The following is a 26254-nucleotide window of genomic DNA, read 5'->3' as shown; positions in this document are numbered from 1 at the left end:
GACCGAGCCGTCATCAGCAGGGGTTCAGGGCGTGCGGGTCTCTGCCAGCGCCAGAAACGCCGCCGCCGCCTTGGCGAGGTAGCGTTCCTTGTGGCGCAGCGCGAGGAAACGGCGCTTGGGCAGCGGTAGCGCGACCGTGACGAGGCGTCCGGCCGCGATAGCATTGGCGGCGACGAGCCGCGAGATCGCGGTCGTGCCGGCGCCGGCGGCGACTGCGGCGCAGATCGCTTCGTTCGACGGCAGTTCGAGCGCGACGGCCAGATCGGAGGGCGCAAGCCCGAGCCCCGGCAGCGCCGCCTCGAACATGGCCCGCGTCCCCGAGCCCGGCTCGCGCAGCACCCAGGCGCCCTGCTTCAACTCGGCGGAGGACGGAGGCCTCTGCGCCCAGGGATGGCCGGCCGGCGCGACGATGACGAGTTCGTCTTCTGCGACGGCGGTCATGGCGAGGGCGGGGTCGTCGATCTCACCCTCGATGAAGCCGAGATCGGCGTCGCCGTTCTGGATGGCGGCGCTTACCGTCTCGGTGTTGCCGATGGCGAGCGTGACGGCGATGCCGGGGTGGTCGCGGCGAAAGCGCTGGATCAGCGGCGGCAGCCAGTAATTCGCCACCGTCTGGCTCGCCATCAGCACGAGCGAGCCGCGGGCAAGCCCCGAGAGATCGGAGAGCACGGCTTCCGCCGCCGCGGCGCGCGCCAGCACGGCGCGGGCCTCGGTCAGGAAGAGCCGGCCGGCCTCGGTCAGCGCGATGCGCCGGCCGATCCTGTCGAACAGTTTGGTGGCGTAGCGAGCCTCCAGCGTCGCGATCGCCGAACTCACCGCCGATTGGGTGAGATTGAGGGCACGTGCGCCCTGCGTCAGATGTTCCCGCTCCGCGACGGCGACGAAGATGCGGAGTTGTTCGAGCGTCATGCCCTGAGCTTACAGCCCGATCGTAAAAACTCAGCCCTCGGCATGCGCTTCCGCCAGGAAGGAGAGATAGGCCGGGTTATCGCTCTCGCTCCAATAGGGATAGCCGAGCGCATCGAGCCTCTTGGTCAGCTGGCTGCGCTGGGCCTGCGGGATCTGGATGCCGGCGAGGATGCGGCCGTAATCGGCACCATGGTTGCGGTAGTGGAACAGCGAGATGTTCCAGTCCGCCGAGAGGCTGTTGAGGAACTTCAGCAGCGCGCCCGGCCGCTCCGGGAACTGGAAGCGGAAGATCAGCTCGTCGCCGAGGCCCGACGCCTTCCCGCCGACCATGTAGCGGATATGCAGCTTGGCCAGCTCGTTGTCGCTCATGTCGAGAACCGGGTAGCCATGCTCGGCCAGCATCGCGATGATCTGGCGCTTCTCGGCCTCACCCTCGGAGAGCTGCACGCCGACGAAGATGCGCGCGGCCTTGGTGTCGGAATAGCGGTAGTTGAACTCGGTGATGGCGCGTCTGCCGAGCAGCTGGATGAAGGCGCGATAGCTGCCGGGCTTCTCGGGGATGGTCACTGCGAGCAGGGCCTCGCGATGCTCGCCGATCTCGGCCCGCTCGGCGATATGGCGCAGCCGGTCGAAATTCATGTTGGCGCCGCTGTTGATCGCGATCAGCGCGCCGGTCCGCTTGGCCCCGCGCGCCGCATAGGCCTTCAGGCCGGCGAGGCTGACGGCGCCGGACGGCTCGGCGATGGCGCGGGTATCGTCGAAAATGTCCTTCACCGCTGCGCAGATCTCGTCGGTCGAGACGGTGATGACCTCGTCGAGCCATTCGCGGCAGAGCCGGAACGTCTCCTCGCCAGCTTGCCGCACCGCGACACCGTCGGCGAAGAGGCCGACCTGATCGAGCACGATGCGTTTCCCCGCAGCAATCGCGCCGGCCATGGAGGCGGCGTCCTCAGGCTCGACGCCGATCACCTTGATCTCGGGCCGCAGGAATTTCGCGTAGACTGCGACACCGGCCGCAAGCCCGCCGCCGCCGATCGGCACGAAGATCGCCTCGATCGGATCGGAATGCTGGCGCAGGATTTCCATGCCGACCGTGCCCTGGCCGGCGATGACGTCCGGATCGTCATAGGGGTGGACGAAGGTCAGCCCCTTCTCGGCTTCGAGCTTGCGGGCATGGCCATAGGCTTCGTCGAAATTCTCGCCGTGGAGCACGACGCGCCCGCCGAGGCTGCGCACCGCCTGCACCTTGATGTCCGGCGTGGTGCGCGGCATCACGATGGTCGCCTTGATGCCGAGCTTGCGCGCCGCCAGCGCCACGCCCTGCGCGTGATTGCCGGCCGAGGCGCAGATCACGCCGCGCTCGGCCTCGACCGCGGTGAGCCCGGCGATCTTGTTGTAGGCGCCGCGCAGCTTGAACGAGAAGACGGGCTGCAGGTCCTCGCGCTTCAGCAGGGCGCTGCCGCCGAGTCTCGCCGACAGGCGCGGCAGCGGGTCGAGCGGGCTTTCGATCGCGACATCATAGACGCGCGCCCCGATGATCTTGCGGATGTACTCTTGCATGTCAGGCCCGTCCTTCCGGGTCGCGATAGCCCGCCATACCGCGATGTCAATCGCAACGGCTGCGCTGGCGCTGGTTCGTAAGGCGCTCCAGCTGTGCGAGCCCTCATCCTGAGGAGCCGCGCAGGCGCGTCTCGAACATCCTTCGAGACGCGCCTGCGGCGCTCCTCAGGATGAGGGCTGCCTGTCTTTGGCGCGGTTATGTCGGCCATGCGCGATGCGGGATTGCCAGCGCTTCCCCCAGCGGTCAAAGCCTTGTGCGAAACAAGGCGCCGCGAAGCGACGGCGCTGCAGAGGCGGAGACGACGCATGAGCTGGGGCAATCGCGATTTCATGGTGCCGGGCCGGCCGGTGGCGGTGGGTGACCGCGGTATGGCTGCGACCTCGCATCCGGCTTCGACGCTGGCCGCCGTCGAAATCCTGCGCAAGGGCGGCAACGCCATCGACGCCGCCATCGCTGCCGTCGCCGTCCAGGCCGTGGTCGATCCGCACATGACCGGCATCGGCGGCGACTGCTTCGCGATCTATGCCCCGGCCAATGGCAAGATGGTCGCCATCAACGGTTCGGGCCGTTCGGCCGCCAAGGCCGAGCTCGGCTGGTTCCTCAGCCAGGGCATGACGGCGATCGCGGCGGATTCGCCCCATGCCGTCACGGTGCCCGGCGCGATCGACACCTGGTGCCGCCTCGTCGCCGACTACGGCAGCAAGAGCCTGGATGAGATCTTCGCCCCGGCGATCCGCGCCGCCGAGGAAGGCTTCGTGGTGACGCCGCGCGTCGCGCTCGACTGGGCCAAGGCCCGCGGCCGCATCGAGAAGCACGGCCTCGGCAACGCCGTCTATCTGCCGGGCGGCAATCCCCCGGCGGTCGGCGACAAGATGGTCCATCCCGCGCTCGGCAAGACGCTGCGCCGCATCGCGCGCGAGGGCCGCTCGGCCTTCTACGAGGGCGAGGCCGCCGAGGACATGGTCGCGGTGCTCAAGGCCGCCGGCAGCCTGATCGAGCTCGAAGACTTCGCCGCCTCGAAGCCGGATTATGTCGATCCGATCGGCGCCGATTACCGCGGCCATCGCCTCTGGGAATGCCCGCCGAACGGCCAGGGCATCGCCGCGCTGCTGATCGCGCGCATCCTCGAAGGCTTCGACCTCAAGGATGAGAAGCTCAGCGAGGCGGACCGCATCCATCTCCTCGCCGAAGCCAGCAAGGCCGCCTATCGCCAGCGCGACGCCCTCGTGGCCGATCCCACTGTGAGCCCCTTCGATACGGAAGCCTTCCTGTCGGATCAGTTCGTCGGTCGCATTCGCAAGGAGATCAGCCTGGAGAAGGCTGCGGCGCCCGAAGCCTTCGACATGCCCTTGCACAAGGACACGATCTATCTCTGCGTCGTCGACGGCGACGGCAACATGGTCTCCTTCATCAACTCGCTGTTCTCGGCCTTCGGCAGCGGCATCTACGCGCCGAAGGCCGGCGTGATGCTGCAGAACCGCGGTTCCGGCTTCCGGCTGATCGAGGGACATCCGAACGCCATCGCGCCGCGCAAGCGCCCGTTCCACACGATCATTCCGGGCATGCTGGCGAAGGACGGCAAGCCGATCATGCCGATGGGCGTGATGGGCGGACAGTACCAGTCGACCGGTCACGTCCACTTCCTCTCCGGCATCCTCGACCGCGGCCTCGATCCGCAGCAGGCCTCGGACGCCCCGCGCAGCTTCGCCTATGACGGCAAGCTCTCGCTGGAGACAACGATCCCGGCCGCTGTCGCCGCCGATCTGAAGGCGCGCGGCCATGATGTGGTCTGGGCCGAGGAGCCGCTCGGTGGCTGCCAGGCGATCTGGGTCGACCATGCGCGCGGCGTCATGTTCGGCGCCTCCGACCACCGCAAGGACGGCTTCGCGCTGGCCGTGTGAAGCCGGTTCCCCGACCGGCTCGTCATTGCGAGCGTAGCGAAGCAATCCAGCATCGTAGAGCTCTACGTCTCCTGGATTGCTTCGTCGCTGTCGCTCCTCGCAATGACGCGAGGGCGGCTGGCGGATCTTGAAGGATGCTCAGGCCGCGCCGATGGCGTTCGACGGGGTCTGCCGGTCGGTGATCTGCTGGCCGAACAGGCTGCCGGCGAGCTCGACGGCGAGGCGGGCCGTCTGGCCGCGATCGTCGAGGAAGGGGTTGAGCTCGACGATGTCCATCGAGCGCACCAGCCCGGAATCGTGCAGCAGCTCCATCACCAGATGCGCCTCGCGATAGGTCGCGCCGCCCGGCACGGTGGTGCCGACGCCCGGCGCCAGCGGCGGGTCGAGGAAATCGACGTCGAAGCTGACATGCAGCACGCCGTTGGCGGCGCGCACCTTCTCGATGACCTGGCGGATCAGCACGCCGACGCCGTGCTCGTCGATGGCGCGCATGTCCGCGATGTCGATGCCGCGCGCCTTCACTGCAGCCTTCTCGAGCGGGTCGATCGAGCGAATACCAAACAGGCTGAGCTGCTCCGGGGAGATCGAGGCACGCGGCTCCGAGCCGAGCAGGTCGTCGAGGCCGCCCTCGCCGCAGAGGAAGGCCGAGGACATGCCGTGCATGTTCCCGGAGGGCGAGATCGCCGGCATGTTGAAATCGGCATGGGCGTCGAGCCAGAGCACGAAGAGCTTGCGGCCCTGCTCCTGCCAGTGGCGCGCGACGCCGTTGACCGAGCCCATTGACAGGCTGTGGTCGCCGCCGAGGAAGATCGGCGTGTCGCCCGTGCGGGCGAGCTCGTAGGCGCGGGCGCTCAGCGCGCGCATCCAGGCGGCGATCTCGCTGTAGAAGCGGGCATTGTCGGGCGCCGGGCCGTCGACCGGCTTCAGGTCACGCGCGAGGATGTCGCCATGGTCCGCAACGGCGTAGCCGAGATCTTCGAGCACCCGCACCAGGCCGGCGGTGCGCAGGCCGGCCGGCCCCATGAGCGCGCCGCGGCGCGAGGCGCCGACCTCGATCGGGCAGCCCAGCAGGGCGATGCGACCCTGTACGGCCGGGTTCTTGGCGGAAATGTCGGTCATGAGAGCAGGCTGTCCGTGTCTGCGAAGGGGCGTTCGTCGCCGATGCGCCGTCCATGGCGCATCGGCTTCCGCCTGTCGAGTGCCGCGCTCGCGTGACCGTTCTGTGTCAGGTCGGCTTCCCGAACTGCGGAAGCCGCTTCCCTTGAAGGCCCGATGCCGACTTAGCCGAGCCCGAGCACGCCGCGCAGCTTGGAAAGGTCTTCCGCCAGCGTGGTGATCATCGCGGCGAGCGCCTTGCGGTCGGCCTCGCTCAGCTTGTCATAGGTCTCGAAGCCGCCATCGCCGAGCTTGTACTTCGCCAGCGTCTTGTCGACGGTTTCGAAGTTCGCGTCGATCTTGGCCGCGAGCGCCTTGTCCTCCTTCGCGACCAGCGGCCGCAGCAGGTCGACGATCTTCTTGGCGCCGTCGACATTGGCCTGGAAGTCCCAGAGGTCGGTGTGGCTGTAGCGGTCTTCCTCGCCGGAGATCTTGGTGGCCGCAACCTCCTCGATCAGCACGGCAGCACCGCCGACCATCTTGTCCGGCGGAACCGTCAGACCCTTGATACGGCCCTGCAACTCGGTGACGTCGGCAAGCAGCTTGTCGGCGAAGGGTGCGAGCCCTTCCGTGCTGTTCTTGGCGAAGAGCCCGTATTCGATGCGGTGGAAGCCGGTGAACTCCGGGTCCTCCTCCTTCTTCTCATGGTCGTCGGCGCGCGAGTCGATCTTGCCGTCGAGGTCGCTGAACAGCTCCGCGACCGGCTCGATCCTCTCGTAGGAAACGCGGGTCGGCGCATAGAGCGCCCTGGCCTTGGCGAGATCGCCGGCCTTGACCGCATCGGTGAAGGCCTTGGTGTCCTTCACCAGCTGGTCGACGCCCTGCGAGACGTAGAGCTTGTATTCGGAGACCGGCGCCACGAGGTCGAGCGGTGAGACGGCGAAGGCCGGCCCGGCCGTCACGGTGGCGAACAGGCCGGCCCCGGCCAGCCATGCGAAGCGCAAGCTCATATCAGTCTCCTGTCTTGCGGGGTGAAGTGTTGCTGAATGGGCTATTGGCCGCGGCGGGTGCGATGCCGCGCGCCGCCTTGATCAGCCCGGCGCCGAGATAGCTCCCGGCATCGGGCACGCCGGGCAGGGCGAAGAAATAGCCGCCGCCGACGGGCTTGATGTATTCCTCCAGCGGCTCGCCATCGAGGCGCTTCTGCACGGCGATGAAGCTGCGCTCGAGGTCCTGCTGGAAGCAGATGAAGAGCAACCCCATGTCGAGCTGTCCGGCGCGGGTGACGCCGTTGGAATAGTTGAACGGCCGGCGCAGCATGCGGCTGCTTTCCGTCTCCGGCCGGCGCGGATTGGCGAGCCGGATATGGGCGTCGAGCCTGGTGCGCTTGCCCTCGGGATCGTCGGCATAGACCGGCTCGTCATATTCGCGCTGGCCGCCGATCGGCGCGCCGCTCGCCTTCTCGCGGCCCATGATCGCCTCCTGCTCGCCGAGCGGCGTGCGGTCCCAGCGTTCCACGAAGTTCCGGATGATCCGGATCACCTGATAGCTGCCATTGGCGGCCCATTCCGGCTCGTCCGAACCGGTCTGGACCCAGACGAGGTTGTCCATCAGCGTCTTGTCCGCGGCGTCGGGGTTGGCGGTGCCGTCGCGGAAGCCGAGCAGATTGCGGGCGCTTTCCGCTGGCTCGCTCGGCTTGGGCTTGAGCACCGGGACCGTGCCCTCCTGCTTCCAGCGCAGCAGGATGAGGTCCGGCGCGTTCTTCAGGATGTCGCGCAGCGCGTGGATGCTGGTGTCGGCCGTGTTGGCACAGAACTGCAGCAGCAGGTCGCCGTGGCAGAGCGCGCCGTCGAGCGCGTCGTTGCGGAAGCGCTTCATCCGCTGCAGGCGCTTCGGCTTGAGCGGGCCGAGGCCGAAGCGCTCGTCGAAGAGCGAGGCGCCCAGCGCGACGGTGATAGTCAGGTTGTCGGGCGCGATGACGGGGCCGAGGATGCCGCTGTCCGGCGGCGGGAAGCCTGGATCGGCCGTTGGAGCCGGCCCGCCCTGCATCAGGAAGGTGATGCGCTCGCTGAGCAGCCGGAAGAGCCGTTCGAGCTCGTCGAGCGAAGTGGCGGTGACGTCGAAGGCCGCAACGAGGCCGGTCGCCGGGCGCGGCGTGACGATGCCGGACTGGTGAATGCCGTGGAAGGGCTGGCGTTGGGTGGTCGCGTCGCTTTCAGGTGCGGCTGCGGGGTTCCGTGCCGGCTCGCCTGCCGCCTGTGCCAGCGAGGCGCTGCCGAGAGCCGCTGCGCCGCCGATCAGGAGCGATCGCCGCGAGGCTGTGAAGGTCTTGCCCGGTCGGGTCATGATCTGCGCTCCGCTTCAGGCAGGGCGAGCGCCTTGCGCATGGCCGAGAGGTCTTCGGCCAGTGAGCGGAGCGTGCCACCCGGCTTGGCGTCGTTCGGCAGGGCCACGAGAACGGCCTTGGTCCGCGCGGCCAGATCGGGGTCGATGCGTGCCGTCAGCGGCAGCAGGAGTTGCGCGATATGGCTCGCTGCCGCGACAGCCTCGGGTGAGACCGTCTCTCCGTCCGGGGAGGAGAGAAGCGCGATGGCGCCAGCCAGCATCGTGTCAGGCAGGACGGTACGCTGGCCGAGCGCCGCACGGAACTGGTCGGCGGTCGGCCTGAGCTCGGCGCGGGGAGCGCTTTCGCTGCCGCCCAGGGCGGCCTCGAGCTTGCCGAACAGGCCTTCGAGTTCGGCATCGCCCGTTACCGCTGGGCGCAGTGCCGGCAGGAGGGTAGCGGCGTCACGGCGGGCCTTGTCCGCGGCCTCAGGATCATGCGCCGCTTGCGCCTGCGCCAAGGCGTCGAGCGCGGCTCCGAACGCAGTCGAGCGCTCGCTGAGGAGGGCGCGGTATTCGGCGGCCGGGCCGACCATATCCATCAGTGTCAGCGCGGGGCGCGGCTGGTTTGTCGAGGCCTGCACGATCAGCCGGCCGCGCGGCGCGCTCAGCAATCCGCAGGTGATGGCGTATTCGCCGGGATGGAGCTGCGTCGTCAGCCGCCGCGACTGGCCCGGCGCGATGTTCTCGCGCTCCTCCAGCACCATCACGCCGTCGAGGATTTCCCATTCCAGCACGCGCTCGCCGCGATTGGTCACGACGAAGCTCGCCTTGCCGGCGGGAATCGTCAGCGTCGCGGGCTCGCATGTCCGGTCGGTGATCGCGATGGCGATGTCGGTCGCGCTCGCCTCGGCGACGCGCCGGCCGCCGCTGCCCGCCGCATAGATGAAGGCGCCGACCCCGCCGCAAATGAGGAGCAGCGTGCCGGCGCCGGCCAGCCTCAGGCGCGGCGAGTGTCGTGCTTCGGAGCGGGGTGCGACTGCCGCCGTCTGTTCCTGCCGGCCACCAGCCAGGAACAGGGCGAGCATCGGGATCAGGAAGGCGAGATAGGCGATGACCTCGCCGAGCGCCGCCCGCTCCTGATAGCCGAAGAAGCCTGAAAGGATCGCGCCGAGAGCGCCATCGGCCGGAAGGGTCGTGCCGAGGTCGTAGACGGTCTGCTGGAGGTGGTTCCAGAGCCCGGCTTCGTGCAGGGACCGCACGGCATTCGCCACGAGTCCGGCCGCGACGAACAGGATCAGGATGCCGGTCCAGCGGAAGAAGACGCGCAGGTTGAGCTTTACGCCGAGCGCATAGATGGCGTAGCCGGCGGCTGCCGCGAGCAGGATGCCGAGCCCCGCGCCGAGCGCGGGAGCCCAGCCGCCATTCTGCTGGAAGATGGCGAGCAGGAAGAAGACCGACTCCAGCCCCTCGCGCACGACGGCGAGGAAGGCGAGGCCGACCAGCGCAAGCCCCTGATGCCCGCCGGCCAGCGCCGCGTCGACGCCGGCATGCAACTCGCCCTTGATCGAGCGTGCTGCCCTGCGCATCCAGAACACCATCGAGGTCAGCATCGCCGCGGCGATGAGGCCAATGACAGCCTCGAACAGTTCCTGCCCGCGCTGGGGCAGCTCTCCGGCAATGATGTCGAGCGCTGCACCCGCGGCGAGGCTCACGGCGCAGGCGAGTCCGACACCGACCCAGAGCGCCGGAAGCCATTCGCGCCGCCCCGTCCTGACCAGATAACTCGCGACGATGCCGACGATCAGCGCGGCCTCGATCCCTTCGCGGAGCATGATGAGAAACGGTACGATCACGGCGAATCTGACTCGATTGCGCGTCGCGATCAGATAATTGCGGCGCAGTCAGCTCGTGACTAGGCAGCCGCTGCAGAAGGGTCAACCAAATCCTGATAGTTTAGAATTGTCGTAAACTGACGATATCGCGTCGGATACTTGCTGAAAGTGTAGCTATCGTCGGTCTTTTTCTTTCGGGTCGCTCCGGATGCTGCCGGATCGGCCGGGCGCGGCGAAGCGTCACGCTCCGCCGCGCCCCGCACTCAACGCCGCTTCAGCAGGATCATCTTCTCCTGCGTCATGTCGCGCATGGTGTAGGGGATGCCGCCGGTGCCGTAGCCCGAGACGCGCCGGCCGGCGAAGGGCATCCAGTCGGTGCGGAAGGTCGTGGGGTCGTTGACCATCACGGCCGAGGCATCGAGCCGGTTCGCGGCGCGCAGCGCGACGTCTATGTCCTGCGCGAAGATGCTGGCCTGGAAGGCGACGGGCAGTGAGTTCGCCCGCGCGATGGCCTCGTCGAGCTTGCTGTAGCGATAGATCGCGACGGCCGGGCCGAACACCTCCTCGCTGGAGATGCGGGCTTCCGGCGCCGGGTCGATCAGCACGGCCGGTTCGAGCGTCGTCTCCGACAGGCGCTTGCCGCCGGTCGCGAGCCTAGCGCCGCCCTTCACCGCCTCGTCGATCCAGGCGGCGACGCGATCGGCCTCCTTGGGGATGATCAGCGGGCCGACTTCGGTGTCCTTCAGCGTCGGGTCGCCGGTGCGCAGCTTCTTGACGCGGGCGACGAGCCGCTCGGTGAAGTCATTGACGATGGCTTCATGGACATAGATGCGCTGCGTCGACACGCAGACCTGACCGGCATGGTAGTAGCCGCCCTTCACGATCGGCTCGATGATCGCATCGAGATCGGCGCTCTTGTCGACGATAGCGGGTGCGACGCCGCCATGCTCCAGCGCCGAGCGGGCGCCATGGGCGAGCTTGGAGTGCAGGTACCAGCCGACCTTGGCCGAGCCGATGAAGCTGAGGAACGCGATGCGCGGATCGGTCGCGAGCTTCTCGGCGAGCGCGGTCTCGGTGGGAACGAAGGTCTGGCACCAGGCCTCCGGCAGCCCGGCCTCATGCACCAGCTTGACGAAGTCGATACAGGAGAGCGGCGTCGTGCCAGCCGGCTTGACGATGACCGGGCAGCCCACGGCGATGGCCGGCGCGACCTGGTGGACGATCAGGTTGAGCGGGTGGTTGAAGGCCGAGATCGCCGCGACGATGCCGATCGGCTCCTTGGTGGTGAAGGCCCAGCGGTCGGCGGCGGCGGCCGACAACCCCATCGGGATCTCGCGCCCGGCGAAATTGCGCAGCTCGTCGGCGGCGTTGTGGACGCCGTCGACCGCCCGGTTCGCCTCGACGATCGCATCCGGCAGCGGCTTGCCGCCCTCGCGGGCGATCTGCATGGCGAAATGGTCGCGCTTCGCTTCGAGCAGGCTTGCGAGCTTGCGCAGGATCGCGATGCGCTGATGCGGCTTCAGCCAGTTGTCGCGGTCCTTGAACACATCCTGCGCCGCCTTGAGCTTGCGCTCGAGCGCGGCTTCGTCGTCGGTTTCGATCTCGGTGATCGGGGCGCGGTCATAGGCTTGAACAACCTGAAGCATGGCTCTCTCTTCCGAAAAAGGCGCGGGTCATCCCGGACGCAGCGGAGCGGAGATCCGGGATCCATGCCGGAACATATATCGGAATAGCTCCGGCATGGATCCCGGGTCTCCCTTCGGTCGCCCGGGATGACCCGGCGATGGGCGACGAAGCGGAAGTTCTCGAAGATCGGAGCACTGCTCAGGCCAGATCGACGTCCGGCACCTTGTTGCGCAACTCCTCGACGAGGACGCGGGTGTTCTCGGAATAGTCGATCGGGCAGTCGACGAGATGGACGCCGCCGCCCTTGAAGGCGGCTTCCAGCGTCGGCACCAGCGCCTCGGCCGAGGTCACGCGGGAGCCCTTGGCGCCATAGGACTCGGCATAACGCACGAAGTCGGGGTTGCCGAAGGTCATGCCGTAATCGGGGAATTTGTCGACGGCCTGCTTCCAGCGGATCATGCCGTAGGCGCCGTCGTTCAGCACGAGCACGACAAGGTTGAGGCCGAGCCTCACCGCCGTCTCCATCTCCTGCGAGTTCATCATGAAGCCGCCGTCGCCGCAGACGGCCATGACGCGCCGCCGGGGATGCAGCATTGCCGCCATCATCGCCGAGGGCAGGCCGGCCCCCATCGTCGCCAGCGCATTGTCGAGCAGCAGCGTATTGGCGACATGGGTGCGGTAATTCCGCGCGAACCAGATCTTGTACATGCCGTTGTCGAGGCAGACGATGCCGTCCTCCGGCATCACCGCCCGCACGTCATGGACGAGCCGCTGCGGCGTCACCGGGAAGCGGTCCTCCTCGGCGCGGGCATTGATCTTGGTCAGGACCTTCTGGCGCAGCTCCAGCATCTGCTTCTGCTCGGGCAGCTTGCCCTCGAGCCTGTCGGCCAGCCCGGTGACCGTGGCGCCGATATCGCCGATCACCTCCGCGTCGGGGTGATAGACCTGCTCCACATTGGCCGACTGGTAGCCGATGTGGATCACCTTCGGCCCGCCGGCATTGCGCATCAGGAAGGGCGGCTTCTCCACCGTGTCGTGGCCGACGGCGACGATCAGGTCTGCGAGCGCCACCGCCTCGTGGACATAGTCGCCCTCGGAGAGCGCGGCCGTGCCGATATAGAGATTGGAGCCGCCGGTGACGGCGCCCTTGCCCATCTGGGTGTTGAAGAAGGGCAGGCCGGTGCGGCGCACGAAGGCCGACAGCGGCTCGACCAGGCGCGGCCGGTTGCCCGCGGCGCCGATCATCACCAGCGGCCGCCTGGCTGCGAGGATCATCTCGGCCGCGCGGTCGAGCGGCGCGTCCGGTGCGATCGGCCGGTCGAGCGGGTGGACCGGGATCAGCGGAATGTCTTCGATCTCCTCGGCCGCGACGTCCTCGGGCAGCTCGAGATGGACCGGGCCCGGCCTCTCCTCCATCGCGACGCGGAAGGCATCGCGCACCACCGAGGGGATGCTGCCGGGGCTGACGATCTGGCGCGTCATCTTGGTGAGCGGGCGCATCGAGGCGACGACGTCGACGATCTGGAAGCGCGCCTGCTTGGCGGTCATGATCGCCTTCTGCCCGGTGATCAGGATCATCGGCATGGCGCCGAGATGGGCATAGGCCGCGCCGGTCGAGAAATTGAGCGCGCCGGGGCCGAGTGTCGCGATGCAGACGCCGGGCTTGCCGGTGAGCCGGCCATGGGTCGCGGCCATGAAGGCGGCGGCCTGCTCGTGCCGCGTCAGAACCAGCTCGATCTTGGATTTGCGCAGGGACTCGACGACGTCGAGATTTTCCTCGCCCGGAACACCGAAGACGCGGTCGACACCTTCGTTCTCAAGCGCTTCGACCAGAAGATCGGAACCCTTCTTCATCGCCCGTCGCCTTTCAGTGGAAGCGGCCTCGCCAGACCGGCAAGGCTAGGCCTTCGACGTAGGAAGGCAACAGGGTATGCGTCAGGGCGCGTGGCGCATGCCCGCCGCGCCTTTGAGGATATTGCTGCTCCTTGCACGGCGGCGATTACTGAAGGGCGCATGTATCGGCCGCCTTCCCGAAATTCACGCGAAAGTGAGGCCAAGCAGGCAGGCAAGAAGATTGGCAATCGGTGCTCGATGATTAGTTAGACGGGGCGGGCGACACAGTTCAGGAGGTTGCCATGCTTTCACGCAAGATCGTTGCCGTCGCTGCTGCGCTGCTTCTCCTGGGAGCCGGATCGATGGCCTACGCCGCCGAGCTCGGCGCCGCGAGCATCGTGCGCGAACAGAGCCAGAGCCAGCGGGCTGCTGCGGAGCAGGCCCAGTACATGGCCTATCACAACCACTTCAGGGCCCCGTCCGACCAATACAACCAGTCGGGCGACAACACCGGCGTGCTGCCGCATCACAACTGAGATCTGGCGGTACGCCCGGAGAGGGGCCGCACACAACGGCCCCTTTTTCCGCCGCCTTGCCGGCGCCGCGCGCTGGGGTCAGGCTGCCTGCCGCAAACCGACCAGGAAGGGCGAAAAGGTGACGTTGCCGGCCTGCACCGTGGCCAGCGTGTTGCAGGGCAGGGCCTGCCAGCATTCGCGGGCGGCGTCGACTGGCTCTGAGGCGACGACGACGCTGTCGGGCCGCGGACAGACATAGAGGCTAGGCGGCCTGGCGTCTGAAGACCAGCGGATCGCATGGATCGTTTCGCCGTCGGCGAGCGCGGCGGCGCAGCGCAGCGGCTCGCGGACACCTGTCCGTTCCATCAGGGAGAGCGCGTCGGAGAGGGCGGCGGCAAGCGCTTCGCCCGGTGCCATCCCTTCGGCCATATGGGCAAGGGCGAGCAGGAAGAGGGCTTCGGAATCGGTGGTGCCGGCGCGGGCGCCGTAGAGCGAATCCGGGATCAACGCCTCCAGCTGCCTGCGGATCAGTCCGTAGCCGCCGATCTGGCCGTTATGCATGAAGAGATAGCGGCCGTGGACGAAGGGGTGACAGTTGGCCCGCGTCGTCGCGGTGCCTGTCGCGGCCCGGACATGGGCGAAGAACAGATGCGAGCGCACCTGCCGGGCGATCGAGAGCAGGTTCTCGTCGGACCAGGCCGGGCGCACCTCGCGGTAATGCCCCGGCTCGGCCCGCTCGCCATACCAGCCGACGCCGAAGCCGTCGCCGTTCGTGCCAGTCTTGGCCTCCTCGGCGTGAAGCGACTGGTGGATCAGCGAATGGCAGGGCGAGGCGACGAAATCCTCGAGAAAGACGGGGACGCCTGAATAGGCGAGGAAGCGACACATCTCGGCCTCGAATCAGCCGGTGGGGAATGATCACGGGGAATATTGTTCCCCGAAGATGAACGCGGACATAACGAATTTTCTCTGTGGGCGCATCCTGCGGGATGCTGCTCGCAATCTGCTGGCGCGAAATGCGAGGGCCGCGCACATCCATCTTTCGTCTAAGGGATGAGAACGGCATAGTCTTGCGTGTGGCGCAACGCTCCTATACCGATCCAGCGCGTAAACGGCGCATAATCAATGCCCGGACATGCATATCCGGCGCGTAGCGCCTCGACGGGAGCGGGAATGTGAAGGGCCTCCTCGCCATCAGCCGGGTCATCGACGCGGTCAACGGCTTCATCGGCAGGAAAATCGCCTGGCTTATCCTCGCGGCCGTCATCGTCGCGACAGTCAATGCGATCGTCCGCAAGATCTTCAACGTCTCGTCGAATGCCTGGCTCGAGCTGCAATGGATGCTGTTCGGTGCGGTCTTCCTGATGTGCGCGTCATGGACGATGCAGGTGAAGGAGCACATCCGCATCGACATCGTGAACAGCATGCTGCCGAAGCGCGTCCGCCAGTGGATCGAGCTGCTCGGCCACGTGCTGTTCCTGATGCCGTTCTGCCTGCTGATCGTCTACCACTCCTGGCCGTTCTTCCTGCGTTCCTACGCCATCAACGAGCAGTCGCTCTCGGCCGGCGGCCTGCCGCAATGGCCCGCCAAGGGCCTCGTGGTGGTCGGCTTCGTGATGCTGAGTTTCCAGGGCGTCTCCGAGATCATCAAGCAGATCGCGATCATACGCGGAGACCTTGAGGATCAGGAGGCCGCCGCCGGCCATGCGGCCGCGGCCGAGGCGGAAGCCCAGCGCCTGCTCGACCAAGCCAAGGAACAGGGCCTCGCTTCGTGAGCGGCCCGCAAGAAGTCCGGAACGATCCCATGCACGCTCATCGCCTTCCGCGCGTCGCCGGCCTGCTGCTCGCGCTCACCGTCCTCGCCTTCTTCGGCCTCCACACCGGCGACGCCTTCGCGGCGGGCGGCGGCATCGGCGACTTCCTGCGCGTCAACATGGCGCCGGTGATGTTCGCGACGCTCGTGGTCTTCCTGCTGCTCGGCTATCCCGTCGCCTTCGCGCTCGCCGCCAACGGACTGCTCTTCGCGCTGATCGGCATCGATCTCGGCATGTTCCAGGAGAACTTCCTGCAGGCCCTGCCGGAACGCATCTACGGCACGATGAACAACGACGTGCTGCTGGCGATCCCCTTCTTCACCTTCATGGGCCTGATTCTCGAGCGCTCCGGCATGGCGGAGGATCTGCTCGATACCATCGGCCAGCTCTTCGGCCCCGTCCGCGGCGGCCTCGCCTATGCGGTGATCTTCGTCGGCGCGCTGCTGGCGGCGACCACCGGTGTCGTCGCGGCGTCCGTGATCTCGATGGGCCTGATCTCGCTGCCGATCATGCTGCGCTATGGCTATGACCGGCGCCTCGCCTCGGGCGTCATCGCGGCATCGGGCACGCTGGCGCAGATCATCCCGCCCTCGCTCGTCCTGATCGTGCTCGCCGACCAGCTCGGCCGCTCGGTCGGCGATATGTATGAGGGCGCCTTCATCCCCGGCCTCGTCCTGGCGAGCCTCTATGCGGGTTACGTCTTCCTCGTCACCATCGTCTACCCGCAGCGCGCGCCGGGGCTGCCGCCGGAGGCACAGACGCTGCGCGATGCCGACGGCAAGACGCGGCGCTTCTCGCTGCTGGTCGTGACGATCATCGCCTTCGCCCTGTCCTATGCCTACATGAAGCTGTTCACGAAGGTGACGGCGGGTTCGGACTTCGTCGTGCTCACCATGTCGCTGATGGTGGGGGTCTCCTTCGTCATCGCGCTGATCAACAAGTTCCTGAAGCTCAACCTGCTGTCGCGGATGACCGAGCAGGTCATCTTCGTGATGGTGCCGCCGCTGGCGCTGATCTTCCTGGTGCTCGGCACGATCTTCATCGGCGTCGCCACGCCGACGGAAGGCGGCGCGATGGGTGCTGCCGGCGCGATCCTGCTCGCCTGGGGCAAGAAGCGGATGACCTTCGAGCTGCTCCGGCAGGCGACGGAATCGACCGCCAAGCTCTCGGCCTTCGTGCTCTTCATCCTGGTCGGCGCGCGGGTGTTCTCGCTGACCTTCTATGGCGTCAACGGCCATCTCTGGGTCGAGCACCTGCTGGTCGGCCTGCCCGGTGGCGCGACGGGCTTCCTGATCGTCGTCAACGTGATGGTCTTCCTGCTCGCCTTCTTCCTCGACTTCTTCGAGCTCGCCTTCATCATCGTGCCGTTGCTCGGACCGGCGGCGGACAAGCTCGGGATCGACCTGATCTGGTTCGGCGTCATCCTCGGCGTGAACATGCAGACCTCGTTCATGCACCCGCCCTTCGGCTTCGCGCTGTTCTTCCTGCGCTCGGTCGCGCCGAAGAACCCCTACAAGGATCGCGTCACCGGCAAGATGATGGCGCCCGTCACCACCGGCCAGATCTATTGGGGCGCGGTGCCCTTCGTGGTGATCCAGTGCATCATGGTCGCGCTCGTCGTGCTCTTCCCGCAGATGGTGATGCACTACAAGGCATCGGCCGTGCAGCTCGACCAGAAGGCGATCGACAAGCAGTTCGACTCGATCCAGATCCCGGGCCTGGGCGGGCCGGGCCTGCCCGGCGGATTCGACCTGAATGCGCCGCCGGTCATCGAGGCGCCGAAGCCCTGACGGCCGGTCTCTGAGATGATGCGGCGCGGGGGAGCATTGATCGCGGCGGTGCCGGCCATTCTGGCCGCTGGCCCGGCGCTGGCCGCCGGCGATATCGGCGGGGCAACGATGGGTGCCGGCTGGGCTTTGCCCTTCGCCGGCATGCTGCTCTCGATCGCGCTGGGTCCGGTGGTGTTCCCGCATCTCTGGGAGCGCCACTACGGCAAGTTCGCCGCCTTCTGGGCCGTGCTCACCTTGGCTCCGCTGGTGCTTCTCCGAGGGCTCGACCCGGCGCTCGCTGCGCTGCTTCACACGGCGCTGCTCGACTACATCCCTTTCATCATCCTGCTCTTCGCGCTCTTCACCATCGCCGGCGGCATCCTGATCAGCGGCAACCTGCGCGGTACGCCTCTGACCAACACCACCCTGCTGGCGATCGGCACGGTGCTCGCAAGCTTCGTCGGCACGACCGGCGCCTCGATCATCATGATCCGCCCGGTCCTGCGGGCGAATGACGACCGGCGCTTCAACGTCCATGTCGTCGTCTTCTTCATCTTCCTGGTCTCGAATATCGGCGGCTCGCTGACGCCGCTTGGCGACCCGCCGCTCTTCCTCGGCTTCCTGCGCGGCGTCGACTTCTTCTGGACCACGACGCATCTGCTGCCCGAGACAGGCTTTTCCGTCATCGCCCTGCTGGCGCTGTTCTATGCATTCGACAGCCTCCTCTTCCGCAAGGAGAAGGGCTACCCGACGCTCAAGGACCCGACGCCGGACCGCGCCATCAAGCTCTGGGGCAAGGTCAACATCCTGCTGCTGGCGGGCGTGATCGGCGCGATCCTGATGTCGGCGAACTGGAAGCCGGGCACCGCCTTCACCGTGCACGGCGTCGCCGTCGAAGGGCAGAACCTGCTGCGCGACCTCATTCTGCTCGCCCTCGCCGGGCTCTCGCTCAAGCTCACGCCTGGCCCCGTCCGTGCCGGCAACGAATTCTCCTGGGGGCCGATCAAGGAGGTCGCCAAACTCTTCGCCGGCATCTTCATCTGCATCATCCCGGTTCTGGCGATGCTGCAGGCGGGGCGGGAGGGCGCCTTCGCGCCGCTGGTCGCGCTGGTCTCCAACGCCGACGGCAGCGCCAACACGACCGCCTATTTCTGGCTGACCGGCGCTCTCTCCTCCTTCCTCGACAACGCGCCGACCTATCTCGTCTTCTTCGAGCTCGCGGGCGGTGACCCCAAGGCGCTGATGACGAACGGCGCGTCGGCGCTGGCCGCGATCTCGGCGGGCGCGGTCTTCATGGGGGCGAACAGCTATATCGGCAACGCACCGAACTTCATGGTCTATGCCATCGCCAAGGACCGGAAGGTCGCGATGCCCAGCTTCTTCGGCTACATGCTCTGGTCGGGCGCGATCCTGATCCCGCTCTTCGTGGTGCTGACCTTCCTGTTCTTCAGGTAGGGGCGCCGAGCCGATCCGTCATGGTCGGCCTGTGCCGACCGTCCACGTCTTCGTCGATACAGAGCGGTGATCAAGACATGGATGCTCTCACAAGAGCGAGCATGACGCTGAGAGCTTCAGGGCAGGGGGAGGCCGGCCCGCGGCCTCGTGCCCGGCGATGACGCGCAGCCTCACGGCCGTCCGGTCGGAACGCCTTCCCTGATCTTTGCGGAGAAATCCGGGTCGTCGAGCGAGAGCGTGCGAGCGCGGTCGCCGATGCGGGCGAGCCGGACCAGTTCGTCCAGCGGGATGTCCTGCCGGATCGCGCCGATCTGCTGCAGATAGCCCGGCAGATAGCCGGAGAGCAGCACGCGCGGATCGAGCGGCAGTGAGAACTTCCAGCCGGGCGCGACGCTGCCGACGAGGTGGTAGACCACGGTGGTGCAGTTGGTCGTCAGCGTGTTGTACCAGCGCGGCCTGGCGGTGAGGTCATTGACGTCGCCGATATAGGCGAGCAGCAGGTCGCGGGCCTGGCTGGCGGAGGCGCTGAGGCGGAAGAGCCTGGCATCCTCGCGCCGGGCATGGGTGCGCAGTCCGACGATGTCGCGCTCGTCGGCGGCGACATAGGCCATCTCGTAGCTGCGGAAGAAGCCGGCCAGGGCCGACCATTCCTCGCCCTTCTCGCGCCGAACCTCGATCGAGAAGGTCAGCGGCACCGAATCCGAGAAGGTGAAGCTGACCAGGAGATGCGCGATCGCCTCGCCCGACCAATAGGTCAGGAAGACGTCGGCGCCACTGATCGCCGCGAGGTTGTATCGGCGCGTTTCCCAGCGCTGGTCGTAATCCTCCTCCGTGCGCCAACGGAAATGGCGCAGGTTGGAGACGGTGAGCACGTCGCCCTCGCGTGCGATCGTCGGCAGCCTCGCGAGCTCGGGAATCCAGTCGCGATCATGCGAGGGCTGGAAGCTGCTCCACCAGGAGAGCAGGCCGACGAAGACCATGGCGAAGCCGAGCGGCAGGCGCGCATCGCTCGTCCAGACGCCGATGAGGCCGGCGAATGCAGCGATGCCGAAGCCGATCGCGCCGACGATCGCGATCGCGCCCGTGAGCCGGAACAGCAGGAAGCCCGTGCCCCAGGTTGCGGCGCCGAGAATGACGAGGGTCAGGAGAAGCTTCAGCACAATCGAAAAGAGGCGGCCCATGGCCGCCTCTCGTAACCGATTTCTCGATCCGTCCCAAACGCAGTCATCACGCATCGGCGCGGCCGAAGCCGCTTGTCGGGGATGACAGGCGATGCAACGCCGGAAATTCTCAGGCCGCGAGCGAGTTCGTCGGGGCCGCCGCCTTCACGGCGTCGTCGACATGGGCCTCGAACTTGGCGAAGTTCTTGGCGAACATGCCGACGAGATCATTCGCGGTCTCGGCGAAGGCGGCTTTGTCGGCCCAGGTCTTCACCGGATAGAGGATGTGCGGCTCGACGCCGGGCACCGAGCTCGGCACCGCGAAGCCGAAATAGGGATCGCGGCGGAAATCGGCGCGGTTGAGCGAGCCGTCGAGCGCAGCCGAGAGCAGGCGGCGGGTGACGCGGATCGGCATGCGCCGGCCGGTGCCGTATTTGCCGCCGGTCCAGCCGGTGTTCACCAGCCAGCAGTCGACATGGTGCTTGGCGATGAAGTCGCGCAGCAGGTTGGCGTATTCCGAAGGGTGGCGCGGCAGGAAGGGCGAGCCGAAGCAGGTGGAGAACTCGGGCTCGACGCCGGTCAGGCCGCGCTCCGTACCGGCGACCTTGGCGGTGTAGCCGGAGAGGAAGTGGTACATCGCCTCTGCCGGGGTCAGCTTGGCGATCGGCGGCATCACGCCGAAGGCGTCCGCCGTCAGCATCACGATGTTCTTCGGGATGCCCGCGCGGCCGGTGCGCGAGGCGTTGGGGATGAAGTCGAGCGGGTAGGCCGAGCGGGTGTTTTCGGTCTTCGACTGGTCGTCGAAATCGACCTCCCGCGTCAGCGGGTCCATGACGATGTTCTCGAGCACCGTGCCGAAGCGTAGCGATGCCGCGTGGATCATCGGCTCGGCCTCGGCCGAGAGGCGGATCGTCTTGGCGTAGCAGCCGCCCTCGAAGTTGAAGATGCCTTCCTTCGACCAGCCATGCTCGTCGTCGCCGATCAGCGTGCGCTCGGGATCGGCCGAGAGGGTGGTCTTGCCGGTACCGGAGAGGCCGAAGAAGATCGCGGAATCGTCCTTGGGGCCGACATTGGCCGAGCAGTGCATCGGCACGACGCCCTTGGTCGGCAGAACGTAGTTCAGATAGGTGAAGACCGACTTCTTCATCTCGCCGGCATAGGCCGAGCCGCCGATCAGCACGATCTTGCGGGTGAAGTCGATGGCGACGACGGTCTCGCTGCGGCAGCCATGGCGCGCCGGATCGGCGCGGAAGCTCGGCAGGTCTACGATCGTCATCTCGGGCGCATAGCCGTCGATCTCGTCGCGCGGCGGGCGGATCAGCAGGTTGCGGATGAACAGCGAGTGCCAGGCCATCTCGGTGTAGACGCGGGCACGGACGCGGTGAACCGGGTCGGCACCGCCATAGAGATCCTGCGCGAAGAGCTCCTTGCCTTCGGCATGGGCCAGAAAGTCGCCGAGCAGCGTCTCGAAATGCTCAGGCGACATCGCCTGGTTGTTGTCCCACCAGACCGTATTCTCGGTCAGAGCGTCGCGCACCGTGAACTTGTCCTTGGGCGAGCGGCCGGTGTGGGTGCCGGTATCGGCGCAGAGCGCGCCACCGCGCGCCAGCTGGGATTCGCCGCGGCGCAGCGACTCTTCGTAAAGCTGCGGCGCTTCCAGGTTCCAGCGCACGGCCTTGAGCTTGCGGAAGCCGAAGGCCTCGGCACCATGGGCGGCGTTGAACTGACCGATATTGTCCACTGAATTCCTCCGGAGGCTGGCCCCTGCCAGGGCAGCCTGTTGTCGAAACACATACGCACGGGCCGGTCGAAAGGTCCGGGCGTCGAGGCAAGGCACTTGGGCCACGCCCGGTCTTTACGGCCATGATCGCTCGGGCTCAAGTCATTGGAAATGCCCGGTCTCTTCGCGGCTTTCGCTAAATCGATTGAAATACGGTTGTGGTGAATCGGCGGACGGTGCCTTCGGAGCCTTGCTAGCCGCGGCTGCTGTCCAACGGGTCAGGCGGACTGCGCGCGCGCCTTTCCGGCGAGCTCGGCGAGGGTTCGGCGCAACGCCGCAGGGCCGTCCACGGAGGCAGGGAAGGGCAGACGCAGCGCGGCGCTGCCGAGCGTCATGTCGAGCCCGTCGGGGTCGAGGCCGATCGCTCTCCAGTCACCCGCCTTGGCGCCGAGAAGCCGTGTCGCATAAAGGCCGATCGCATCGGCATGGTCGGTGTTCATGTGTTCCACCGCCCCATCCTCGACATCGGCGAGGGCGGCGGCATGGGCCGGGTCGCTCATCAGATCGGCCGGCGTCGGTGCGAAGGCGCGCGCGAAGCCGCCATTGAGGCTGGCCCCCTCGATCGTCAGCGCGAAGAAGCCGAAATCGGGGAAGTCGGCATAGAGCGCGGATTTCGGCTGGCGTGCCAGATAGCGGCGGCGGATGCGCAGGCCTTCCTCCGTCTCGCGCTCGATCTTGCGGGCGCGGACCTTGAGCGTGATGCGCGCATGAGCGAGCGGATCGCCCTTGCCGCCGGGCGAGATCAGGAGCGAAGCGCGAGGATCGGCGATAAGGTTCGCCGTATGAGCGGCCAGGCCCGAGATCAGGATGATCGGCGTGCCATTGATGTCGGTGGCGAGCCCGACCAGGCTGGCCGAGGGATGGCCATCGGGCCCGAGCGTGGCAAAAGCCGCCGAGCGGGCGCCGCGCAGCAATCCCTTGGCCTCGGTGCGTACGGCATCGTCCATCGGCTGGATCACGTCTTTGGGGTCCTTGGCCATGGAACCTCTCTCCGATTTCAGGCTTGTGATACGGGGACATAGGCAAATCGCCACGGCCCGGCTAGATTGCCGCCACGCTTTGGCCTCTCTCCCGCGAGAGGGGAACCCGTTTATTGCAACGAGACCAAGAGACGAAAGCCTTATGCCAACGATTGCGCTGGTCGATGACGACCGCAACATCCTGACGTCGGTTTCGATTGCTCTCGAAGCAGAGGGCTATCGCATCATGACCTATACGGACGGTGCCTCGGCCCTCGACGGGTTGAAGCAGAACCCGCCCGATCTCGCGATCTTCGATATCAAGATGCCGCGCATGGACGGCATGGAGCTGCTGCGCCGCCTGCGCCAGAAGTCCGATCTGCCGGTCATCTTCCTGACCTCGAAGGACGAGGAGATCGACGAGCTCTTCGGCCTCAAGATGGGCGCGGACGACTTCATCCGGAAGCCGTTCTCGCAGCGGCTGCTGGTCGAGCGCGTCAAGGCAATCCTGCGCCGCGCCGGAACCAAGGACGTCACGGCCACCGCCCGTGCCGAGGACGCCAAGGCCCTGGAGCGGGGCCTGCTGCGCATGGATCCCGAGCGCCATACCTGCACCTGGAAGGGCGAGCCGGTGACGCTCACCGTCACCGAGTTCCTGATCCTGCAGTCGCTGGCCCAGCGGCCGGGTGTGGTGAAAAGCCGCAATGCGCTGATGGACGCCGCCTATGACGACGAGGTCTATGTCGATGACCGCACCATCGACAGCCACATCAAGCGCCTGCGCAAGAAGTTCAATCAGGTCGATCCCGAGTTCGACATGATCGAGACGCTCTACGGCGTGGGCTATCGTTTCAAGGAAGTCTGAGGCAGGAAGGCGGGACGCGCCGCCTCCGGCGCACCCATCGTCTCCTGAGCGGAAAGTCAGCCGCAAGCCATGGCAACCGTCGACAACCAGGCCCGGCCGTCAAAGCCAGCCGCCGGCTGGCGCGGGGCGTTGCGCCGCCGTGTCGGCCTCGTCTGGCGGCGGATGGGTCGCGCGATCTCGGCACGCGCTGCCTCGAGCCTGACGCGGCGCATCCTCGTCCTCAACCTCGGCGGCCTGGTGGCGCTGCTGCTCGGCTTCCTCTACCTCAACCAGTTCCGCGAGGGCCTGATCGAGGCCCGCGTGCAGAGCCTGCTCACTCAAGGCGAGATCATCGCCGGCGCGATCGCCTCTTCCGCCACGGTCGAGATCGATACGATCACCATCGATCCCGACAAGCTGCTGCAGCTCCAGGCCGGCGAGAGCGCGGGCATCGCCGAGGATCCGCTCGACTTCTCGATCAACCCCGAAAAGGTCGCGCCGCTGCTGCGCCGGCTGGTGACGCCGACCAAGACCCGCGCGCGGGTCTACGACAAGGACGGCCTGCTCACCCTCGACTCGCGCAGCCTCTATTCGCGCGGCGACGTGTTGCGCCTCGACCTGCCGCGCGTCGGTGAGCCCGACGAGCCGCCGCTCCTGGAGCGCACCTGGAACATGCTGCGCAATCGGCTCGGCAAGGCCGATGTGCCGACCTATGATGATTTCGAGAACGCCAACGGCAAGTCCTATCCCGAAGTCGCCCGCGCCCTCAGCGGCTCGCCGGCGAGCGTGGTGCGTGTCAACACGCGGGGACAGACCATCGTCTCCGTCGCGGTGCCGGTGCAGCGTTTCCGCACCGTGAAAGGCGCGCTGCTGCTGTCGACGCAGGGCGGCGACATCGATGCCGTCATCGCCGCCGAGCGTTTCGCCATCTTCCAGGTTTTCGCCGTCGCGGCCGGCGTGATGATCGTGCTGTCGGTCCTGCTGGCCGGCACCATCGCCGAGCCGATCCGCAAGCTCGCGGATGCCGCGCAGCGCGTGCGCAAGGGCGTGAAATCGCGCGAGCAGATCCCGGATTTCAGCAGCCGGCACGACGAGATCGGCCATCTCTCCGGCACGCTGCGCGACATGACCAAGGCTCTCTACAGCCGCATCGAGGCGATCGAGAGCTTCGCGGCCGACGTCGCGCATGAGCTCAAGAACCCGCTGACGTCGCTGCGCAGCGCCGTCGAGACCTTGCCTCGCGCCAAGACCGAGGATTCGCGCTCGCGTCTGCTCGCGGTGATCCAGCACGACGTGCGTCGTCTCGACCGTCTGATTTCGGACATCTCGGACGCCTCGCGCCTCGATGCCGAACTCGCGCGCAACGATTCTGCGCCGGTCGATATCGGGCGGGTTCTGGAAGCTGTCGTGACGATCCAGAACGAGACCCGCCGGGAGGGCCAGGCCATGATCGAACTGGTGGCCGACCGTCGCAGCCAGCGCGCCGGCAACGATGCTTTCCTCGTGCTCGGCCACGACTCCCGGCTCGGCCAGGTCATGGTCAACCTCATCGACAACGCCCGCTCCTTCTCGCCGCCGGACAAGCCGGTGCGCGTCATGCTCTCGCGCGTCGCCAACGACGTGCTGGTCACCGTCGAGGACGAGGGGCCGGGCATCGAGCCGCATGCGCTGGAGCGGATCTTCGAGCGCTTCTACACCGACCGTCCCAATGAGGGCTTCGGCCAGAATTCGGGCCTCGGCCTCTCGATCTCGCGCCAGATCGTCGAGGCGCATCGCGGCTCGATCCGGGCCGAGAACCGGCTGGGACCTGTCGGACCGGACGGCGAAGCCTGCCGGATCGGCGCTCGCTTCATCGTCTGTCTGCCGGCGGCGTACTCGCATGCCGCCTGAGCCGAACGCAAAAACGAGCGAGCGCATCCACGCCACCGCGATAGCGATCGGCGAGGCAGGCATCCTGCTGCGCGGCGCCTCCGGCAGCGGCAAGTCATCCCTCGCGCTGGCCCTTGTCGGCCTCGCCGAGCGCTCCGGTCGCTTCGCTCGACTGGTCGCCGACGATCGCGTCGCCTTGACGGCTGCTGGCGGTCGTCTGCTGGCCCGGCCGGTCGCGCCGCTGGAAGGGGTTGTCGAGCGACGTGGCCTAGGCCTCACGCCCCAACCCTTCACCGGGGCCGCCGTCGTCCGTCTGCTCGTCGATCTGATCGGCGAAGAGCCGGCCCGGATGCCTGAGCCCGAGGAATTGGTCGATAATCTTGCGGGGCTGGACCTGCCGCGCCTGCGGATATTCGGCCGCGTCGGCGACGAACGGCTCGTCCTGACCGCCCTCGACTTATTCACAGAGCCCGAGTTGTAACCACGATTTTGACAAGTTTAACGGCTGACACCTTGCGATTGTCTCGCACCTGCCGCATAAACCGCGACCTTGTCCGGGCGCCGATGGGCGCTCTCCGGTGCTGGATTGAATGATCGGACTGGTCCTTGTGACTCATGGGCATCTGGCGACGGAATTCCGCGCCGCCCTCGAACACGTCGTCGGCCCCCAGGCGTATCTGGCGACGATCGCCATCGCTCCCGATGACGACATGGAAAGTCGCCGCCGCGACATCATCGCTGCCGTGGAGCAGGTCGAGAACGGCGATGGCGTCATCATCCTGACCGACATGTTCGGCGGGACCCCCTCCAACCTGGCGATTTCGGTGATGGAGCCCGGCCGCGTCGACGTGGTCGCCGGCATCAACCTACCGATGCTGATCAAGCTCGCCAGCGTTCGCGAGGAGAAGACCCTCGACGAGGCCGTGACCAGCGCGCAGGATGCAGGCCGCAAGTACATCACCGTCGCCAGCCGCGTGTTGGCCGGCAAGTAAGCGCACGCGACCGGG

At 67.1% G+C, this 26254-nt stretch carries 21 protein-coding genes and 1 pseudogene; 9 read left to right on the top strand and 13 right to left on the bottom strand.

All coding sequences use genetic code 11. The features are described 5' to 3' along the window. Positions 1-24 precede the first annotated feature (24 nt). Entirely contained in the window at positions 25-909 is an 885-nt protein-coding gene (locus tag AC1DNE_RS20445) for a LysR family transcriptional regulator (RefSeq protein WP_441473090.1), read from the bottom strand. A 30-nt stretch (positions 910-939) separates the two neighbouring features. After that, a complete protein-coding gene (ilvA, locus tag AC1DNE_RS20440) occupies positions 940-2496 on the bottom strand; it encodes a threonine ammonia-lyase, biosynthetic (protein ID WP_476765655.1) in 1557 nt (518 codons plus the stop codon). A 279-nt stretch (positions 2497-2775) separates the two neighbouring features. On the opposite strand from ilvA, the gene ggt reads away from it, so the two are divergent. After that, positions 2776-4371, top strand: coding sequence for a gamma-glutamyltransferase (gene ggt, locus AC1DNE_RS20435; RefSeq protein ID WP_476765637.1), 1596 nt, complete (start codon positions 2776-2778; stop codon positions 4369-4371). Between the two features lie 138 nt (positions 4372-4509). Here ggt and rocF read toward each other — a convergent pair whose 3' ends face one another. The 7 genes and pseudogenes from rocF to AC1DNE_RS20400 form a co-directional block, all read right to left on the bottom strand. After that, the gene (gene rocF, locus AC1DNE_RS20430) at positions 4510-5490 is read right to left on the bottom strand and encodes an arginase (protein ID WP_441473088.1); all 981 of its coding nucleotides are present in this window, start codon (positions 5488-5490) and stop codon (positions 4510-4512) included. 161 nt (positions 5491-5651) lie between these two features. Then, positions 5652-6476: an iron uptake system protein EfeO gene (efeO, locus tag AC1DNE_RS20425; RefSeq protein ID WP_441473087.1), complete on the bottom strand. Its 825-nt coding sequence runs from the start codon at positions 6474-6476 to the stop codon at positions 5652-5654. A 1-nt stretch (position 6477) separates the two neighbouring features. Beyond that, positions 6478-7812 carry an iron uptake transporter deferrochelatase/peroxidase subunit gene (gene efeB, locus AC1DNE_RS20420; RefSeq protein WP_476765636.1) on the bottom strand — a complete coding sequence of 445 codons (1335 nt, stop codon included), beginning with the start codon at positions 7810-7812 and terminating at the stop codon, positions 6478-6480. Next, on the bottom strand, positions 7809-8876 hold the full coding sequence (locus AC1DNE_RS20415) for a cupredoxin domain-containing protein (RefSeq protein ID WP_476765654.1): 1068 nt from the start codon (positions 8874-8876) through the stop codon (positions 7809-7811). The genes efeB and AC1DNE_RS20415 overlap by 4 nt, the downstream gene beginning before the upstream one ends. Beyond that, positions 8859-9644: pseudogene (gene efeU, locus AC1DNE_RS20410) on the bottom strand (iron uptake transporter permease EfeU); the annotation flags it as partial. The gene AC1DNE_RS20415 and the pseudogene efeU, both read right to left, overlap by 18 nt. Before the next feature lie 242 nt (positions 9645-9886). Then, positions 9887-11269, bottom strand: a complete 1383-nt coding sequence (locus tag AC1DNE_RS20405) for an aldehyde dehydrogenase family protein (protein ID WP_441473085.1) — start codon at positions 11267-11269, stop codon at positions 9887-9889. A gap of 178 nt (positions 11270-11447) precedes the next feature. Beyond that, positions 11448-13103, bottom strand: a complete 1656-nt coding sequence (locus AC1DNE_RS20400) for an acetolactate synthase large subunit (protein WP_476765635.1) — start codon at positions 13101-13103, stop codon at positions 11448-11450. A 281-nt stretch (positions 13104-13384) separates the two neighbouring features. On the opposite strand from AC1DNE_RS20400, the gene AC1DNE_RS20395 reads away from it, so the two are divergent. Next, positions 13385-13618, top strand: coding sequence for a hypothetical protein (locus AC1DNE_RS20395; RefSeq protein WP_441473083.1), 234 nt, complete (start codon positions 13385-13387; stop codon positions 13616-13618). Between the two features lie 78 nt (positions 13619-13696). Here the strand turns inward: AC1DNE_RS20395 and AC1DNE_RS20390 are convergent, their stop codons facing one another. Beyond that, a complete protein-coding gene (locus tag AC1DNE_RS20390) occupies positions 13697-14485 on the bottom strand; it encodes a class II glutamine amidotransferase (protein ID WP_476765634.1) in 789 nt (262 codons plus the stop codon). A gap of 287 nt (positions 14486-14772) precedes the next feature. Here AC1DNE_RS20390 and AC1DNE_RS20385 point away from each other — a divergent pair, with 287 nt between their 5' ends. The 3 genes from AC1DNE_RS20385 to AC1DNE_RS20375 all read left to right on the top strand — a co-directional run bounded on the left by AC1DNE_RS20385 (position 14773) and on the right by AC1DNE_RS20375 (position 18635). Beyond that, on the top strand, positions 14773-15372 hold the full coding sequence (locus tag AC1DNE_RS20385) for a TRAP transporter small permease subunit (RefSeq protein WP_476765633.1): 600 nt from the start codon (positions 14773-14775) through the stop codon (positions 15370-15372). A gap of 158 nt (positions 15373-15530) precedes the next feature. After that, complete coding sequence (locus AC1DNE_RS20380; RefSeq protein WP_476765653.1) at positions 15531-17201, top strand: TRAP transporter large permease; 1671 nt, start codon at positions 15531-15533, stop codon at positions 17199-17201. Between the two features lie 15 nt (positions 17202-17216). Beyond that, positions 17217-18635, top strand: a complete 1419-nt coding sequence (locus AC1DNE_RS20375) for a sodium:proton antiporter (RefSeq protein ID WP_476765632.1) — start codon at positions 17217-17219, stop codon at positions 18633-18635. A gap of 170 nt (positions 18636-18805) precedes the next feature. On the opposite strand, the gene AC1DNE_RS20370 is transcribed toward AC1DNE_RS20375, so the two are convergent. The 3 genes from AC1DNE_RS20370 to AC1DNE_RS20360 all read right to left on the bottom strand — a co-directional run bounded on the left by AC1DNE_RS20370 (position 18806) and on the right by AC1DNE_RS20360 (position 22555). Next, complete coding sequence (locus AC1DNE_RS20370; protein ID WP_476765631.1) at positions 18806-19816, bottom strand: Lnb N-terminal periplasmic domain-containing protein; 1011 nt, start codon at positions 19814-19816, stop codon at positions 18806-18808. A 109-nt stretch (positions 19817-19925) separates the two neighbouring features. Further along, positions 19926-21536: a phosphoenolpyruvate carboxykinase gene (locus AC1DNE_RS20365; RefSeq protein ID WP_476765630.1), complete on the bottom strand. Its 1611-nt coding sequence runs from the start codon at positions 21534-21536 to the stop codon at positions 19926-19928. 257 nt (positions 21537-21793) lie between these two features. Beyond that, the gene (locus tag AC1DNE_RS20360; RefSeq protein ID WP_476765629.1) at positions 21794-22555 is read right to left on the bottom strand and encodes a HugZ family pyridoxamine 5'-phosphate oxidase; all 762 of its coding nucleotides are present in this window, start codon (positions 22553-22555) and stop codon (positions 21794-21796) included. 142 nt (positions 22556-22697) lie between these two features. On the opposite strand from AC1DNE_RS20360, the gene AC1DNE_RS20355 reads away from it, so the two are divergent. From AC1DNE_RS20355 to AC1DNE_RS20340, 4 genes are all read left to right on the top strand, one after another. Beyond that, positions 22698-23399 carry a response regulator transcription factor gene (locus tag AC1DNE_RS20355; RefSeq protein ID WP_441473076.1) on the top strand — a complete coding sequence of 234 codons (702 nt, stop codon included), beginning with the start codon at positions 22698-22700 and terminating at the stop codon, positions 23397-23399. Between the two features lie 69 nt (positions 23400-23468). Further along, positions 23469-25268 carry a stimulus-sensing domain-containing protein gene (locus AC1DNE_RS20350; RefSeq protein WP_441473075.1) on the top strand — a complete coding sequence of 600 codons (1800 nt, stop codon included), beginning with the start codon at positions 23469-23471 and terminating at the stop codon, positions 25266-25268. Then, entirely contained in the window at positions 25258-25728 is a 471-nt protein-coding gene (locus AC1DNE_RS20345) for an HPr kinase/phosphorylase (protein ID WP_441473074.1), read from the top strand. Before AC1DNE_RS20350 ends, AC1DNE_RS20345 begins: the two co-directional genes overlap by 11 nt. Before the next feature lie 109 nt (positions 25729-25837). Continuing rightward, the gene (locus AC1DNE_RS20340) at positions 25838-26239 is read left to right on the top strand and encodes a PTS sugar transporter subunit IIA (protein ID WP_149131162.1); all 402 of its coding nucleotides are present in this window, start codon (positions 25838-25840) and stop codon (positions 26237-26239) included. Positions 26240-26254: the final 15 nt, after the last annotated feature.

The sequence above is a fragment of the Allobosea sp. 05L423 genome (assembly GCF_056397745.1).
Note: the sequence above shows the minus strand (reverse complement) of the source record. Positions and strands in the feature narration are given on the sequence as shown.

Coding starts and splice junctions, on each gene's coding strand:
- AC1DNE_RS20445 (WP_441473090.1), bottom strand. CDS start 909: ATGACGCTCGAACAACTCCGCATCTTCGTCGCCGTCGCGGAGCGGGAA.
- ggt (WP_476765637.1), top strand. CDS start 2,776: ATGAGCTGGGGCAATCGCGATTTCATGGTGCCGGGCCGGCCGGTGGCG.
- rocF (WP_441473088.1), bottom strand. CDS start 5,490: ATGACCGACATTTCCGCCAAGAACCCGGCCGTACAGGGTCGCATCGCC.
- efeO (WP_441473087.1), bottom strand. CDS start 6,476: ATGAGCTTGCGCTTCGCATGGCTGGCCGGGGCCGGCCTGTTCGCCACC.
- efeB (WP_476765636.1), bottom strand. CDS start 7,812: ATGACCCGACCGGGCAAGACCTTCACAGCCTCGCGGCGATCGCTCCTG.
- AC1DNE_RS20415 (WP_476765654.1), bottom strand. CDS start 8,876: ATGCTCGCCCTGTTCCTGGCTGGTGGCCGGCAGGAACAGACGGCGGCA.
- AC1DNE_RS20405 (WP_441473085.1), bottom strand. CDS start 11,269: ATGCTTCAGGTTGTTCAAGCCTATGACCGCGCCCCGATCACCGAGATC.
- AC1DNE_RS20400 (WP_476765635.1), bottom strand. CDS start 13,103: ATGAAGAAGGGTTCCGATCTTCTGGTCGAAGCGCTTGAGAACGAAGGT.
- AC1DNE_RS20395 (WP_441473083.1), top strand. CDS start 13,385: ATGCTTTCACGCAAGATCGTTGCCGTCGCTGCTGCGCTGCTTCTCCTG.
- AC1DNE_RS20390 (WP_476765634.1), bottom strand. CDS start 14,485: ATGTGTCGCTTCCTCGCCTATTCAGGCGTCCCCGTCTTTCTCGAGGAT.
- AC1DNE_RS20380 (WP_476765653.1), top strand. CDS start 15,531: ATGGCGCCGGTGATGTTCGCGACGCTCGTGGTCTTCCTGCTGCTCGGC.
- AC1DNE_RS20375 (WP_476765632.1), top strand. CDS start 17,217: ATGATGCGGCGCGGGGGAGCATTGATCGCGGCGGTGCCGGCCATTCTG.
- AC1DNE_RS20370 (WP_476765631.1), bottom strand. CDS start 19,816: ATGGGCCGCCTCTTTTCGATTGTGCTGAAGCTTCTCCTGACCCTCGTC.
- AC1DNE_RS20360 (WP_476765629.1), bottom strand. CDS start 22,555: ATGGCCAAGGACCCCAAAGACGTGATCCAGCCGATGGACGATGCCGTA.
- AC1DNE_RS20355 (WP_441473076.1), top strand. CDS start 22,698: ATGCCAACGATTGCGCTGGTCGATGACGACCGCAACATCCTGACGTCG.
- AC1DNE_RS20350 (WP_441473075.1), top strand. CDS start 23,469: ATGGCAACCGTCGACAACCAGGCCCGGCCGTCAAAGCCAGCCGCCGGC.
- AC1DNE_RS20345 (WP_441473074.1), top strand. CDS start 25,258: ATGCCGCCTGAGCCGAACGCAAAAACGAGCGAGCGCATCCACGCCACC.
- AC1DNE_RS20340 (WP_149131162.1), top strand. CDS start 25,838: ATGATCGGACTGGTCCTTGTGACTCATGGGCATCTGGCGACGGAATTC.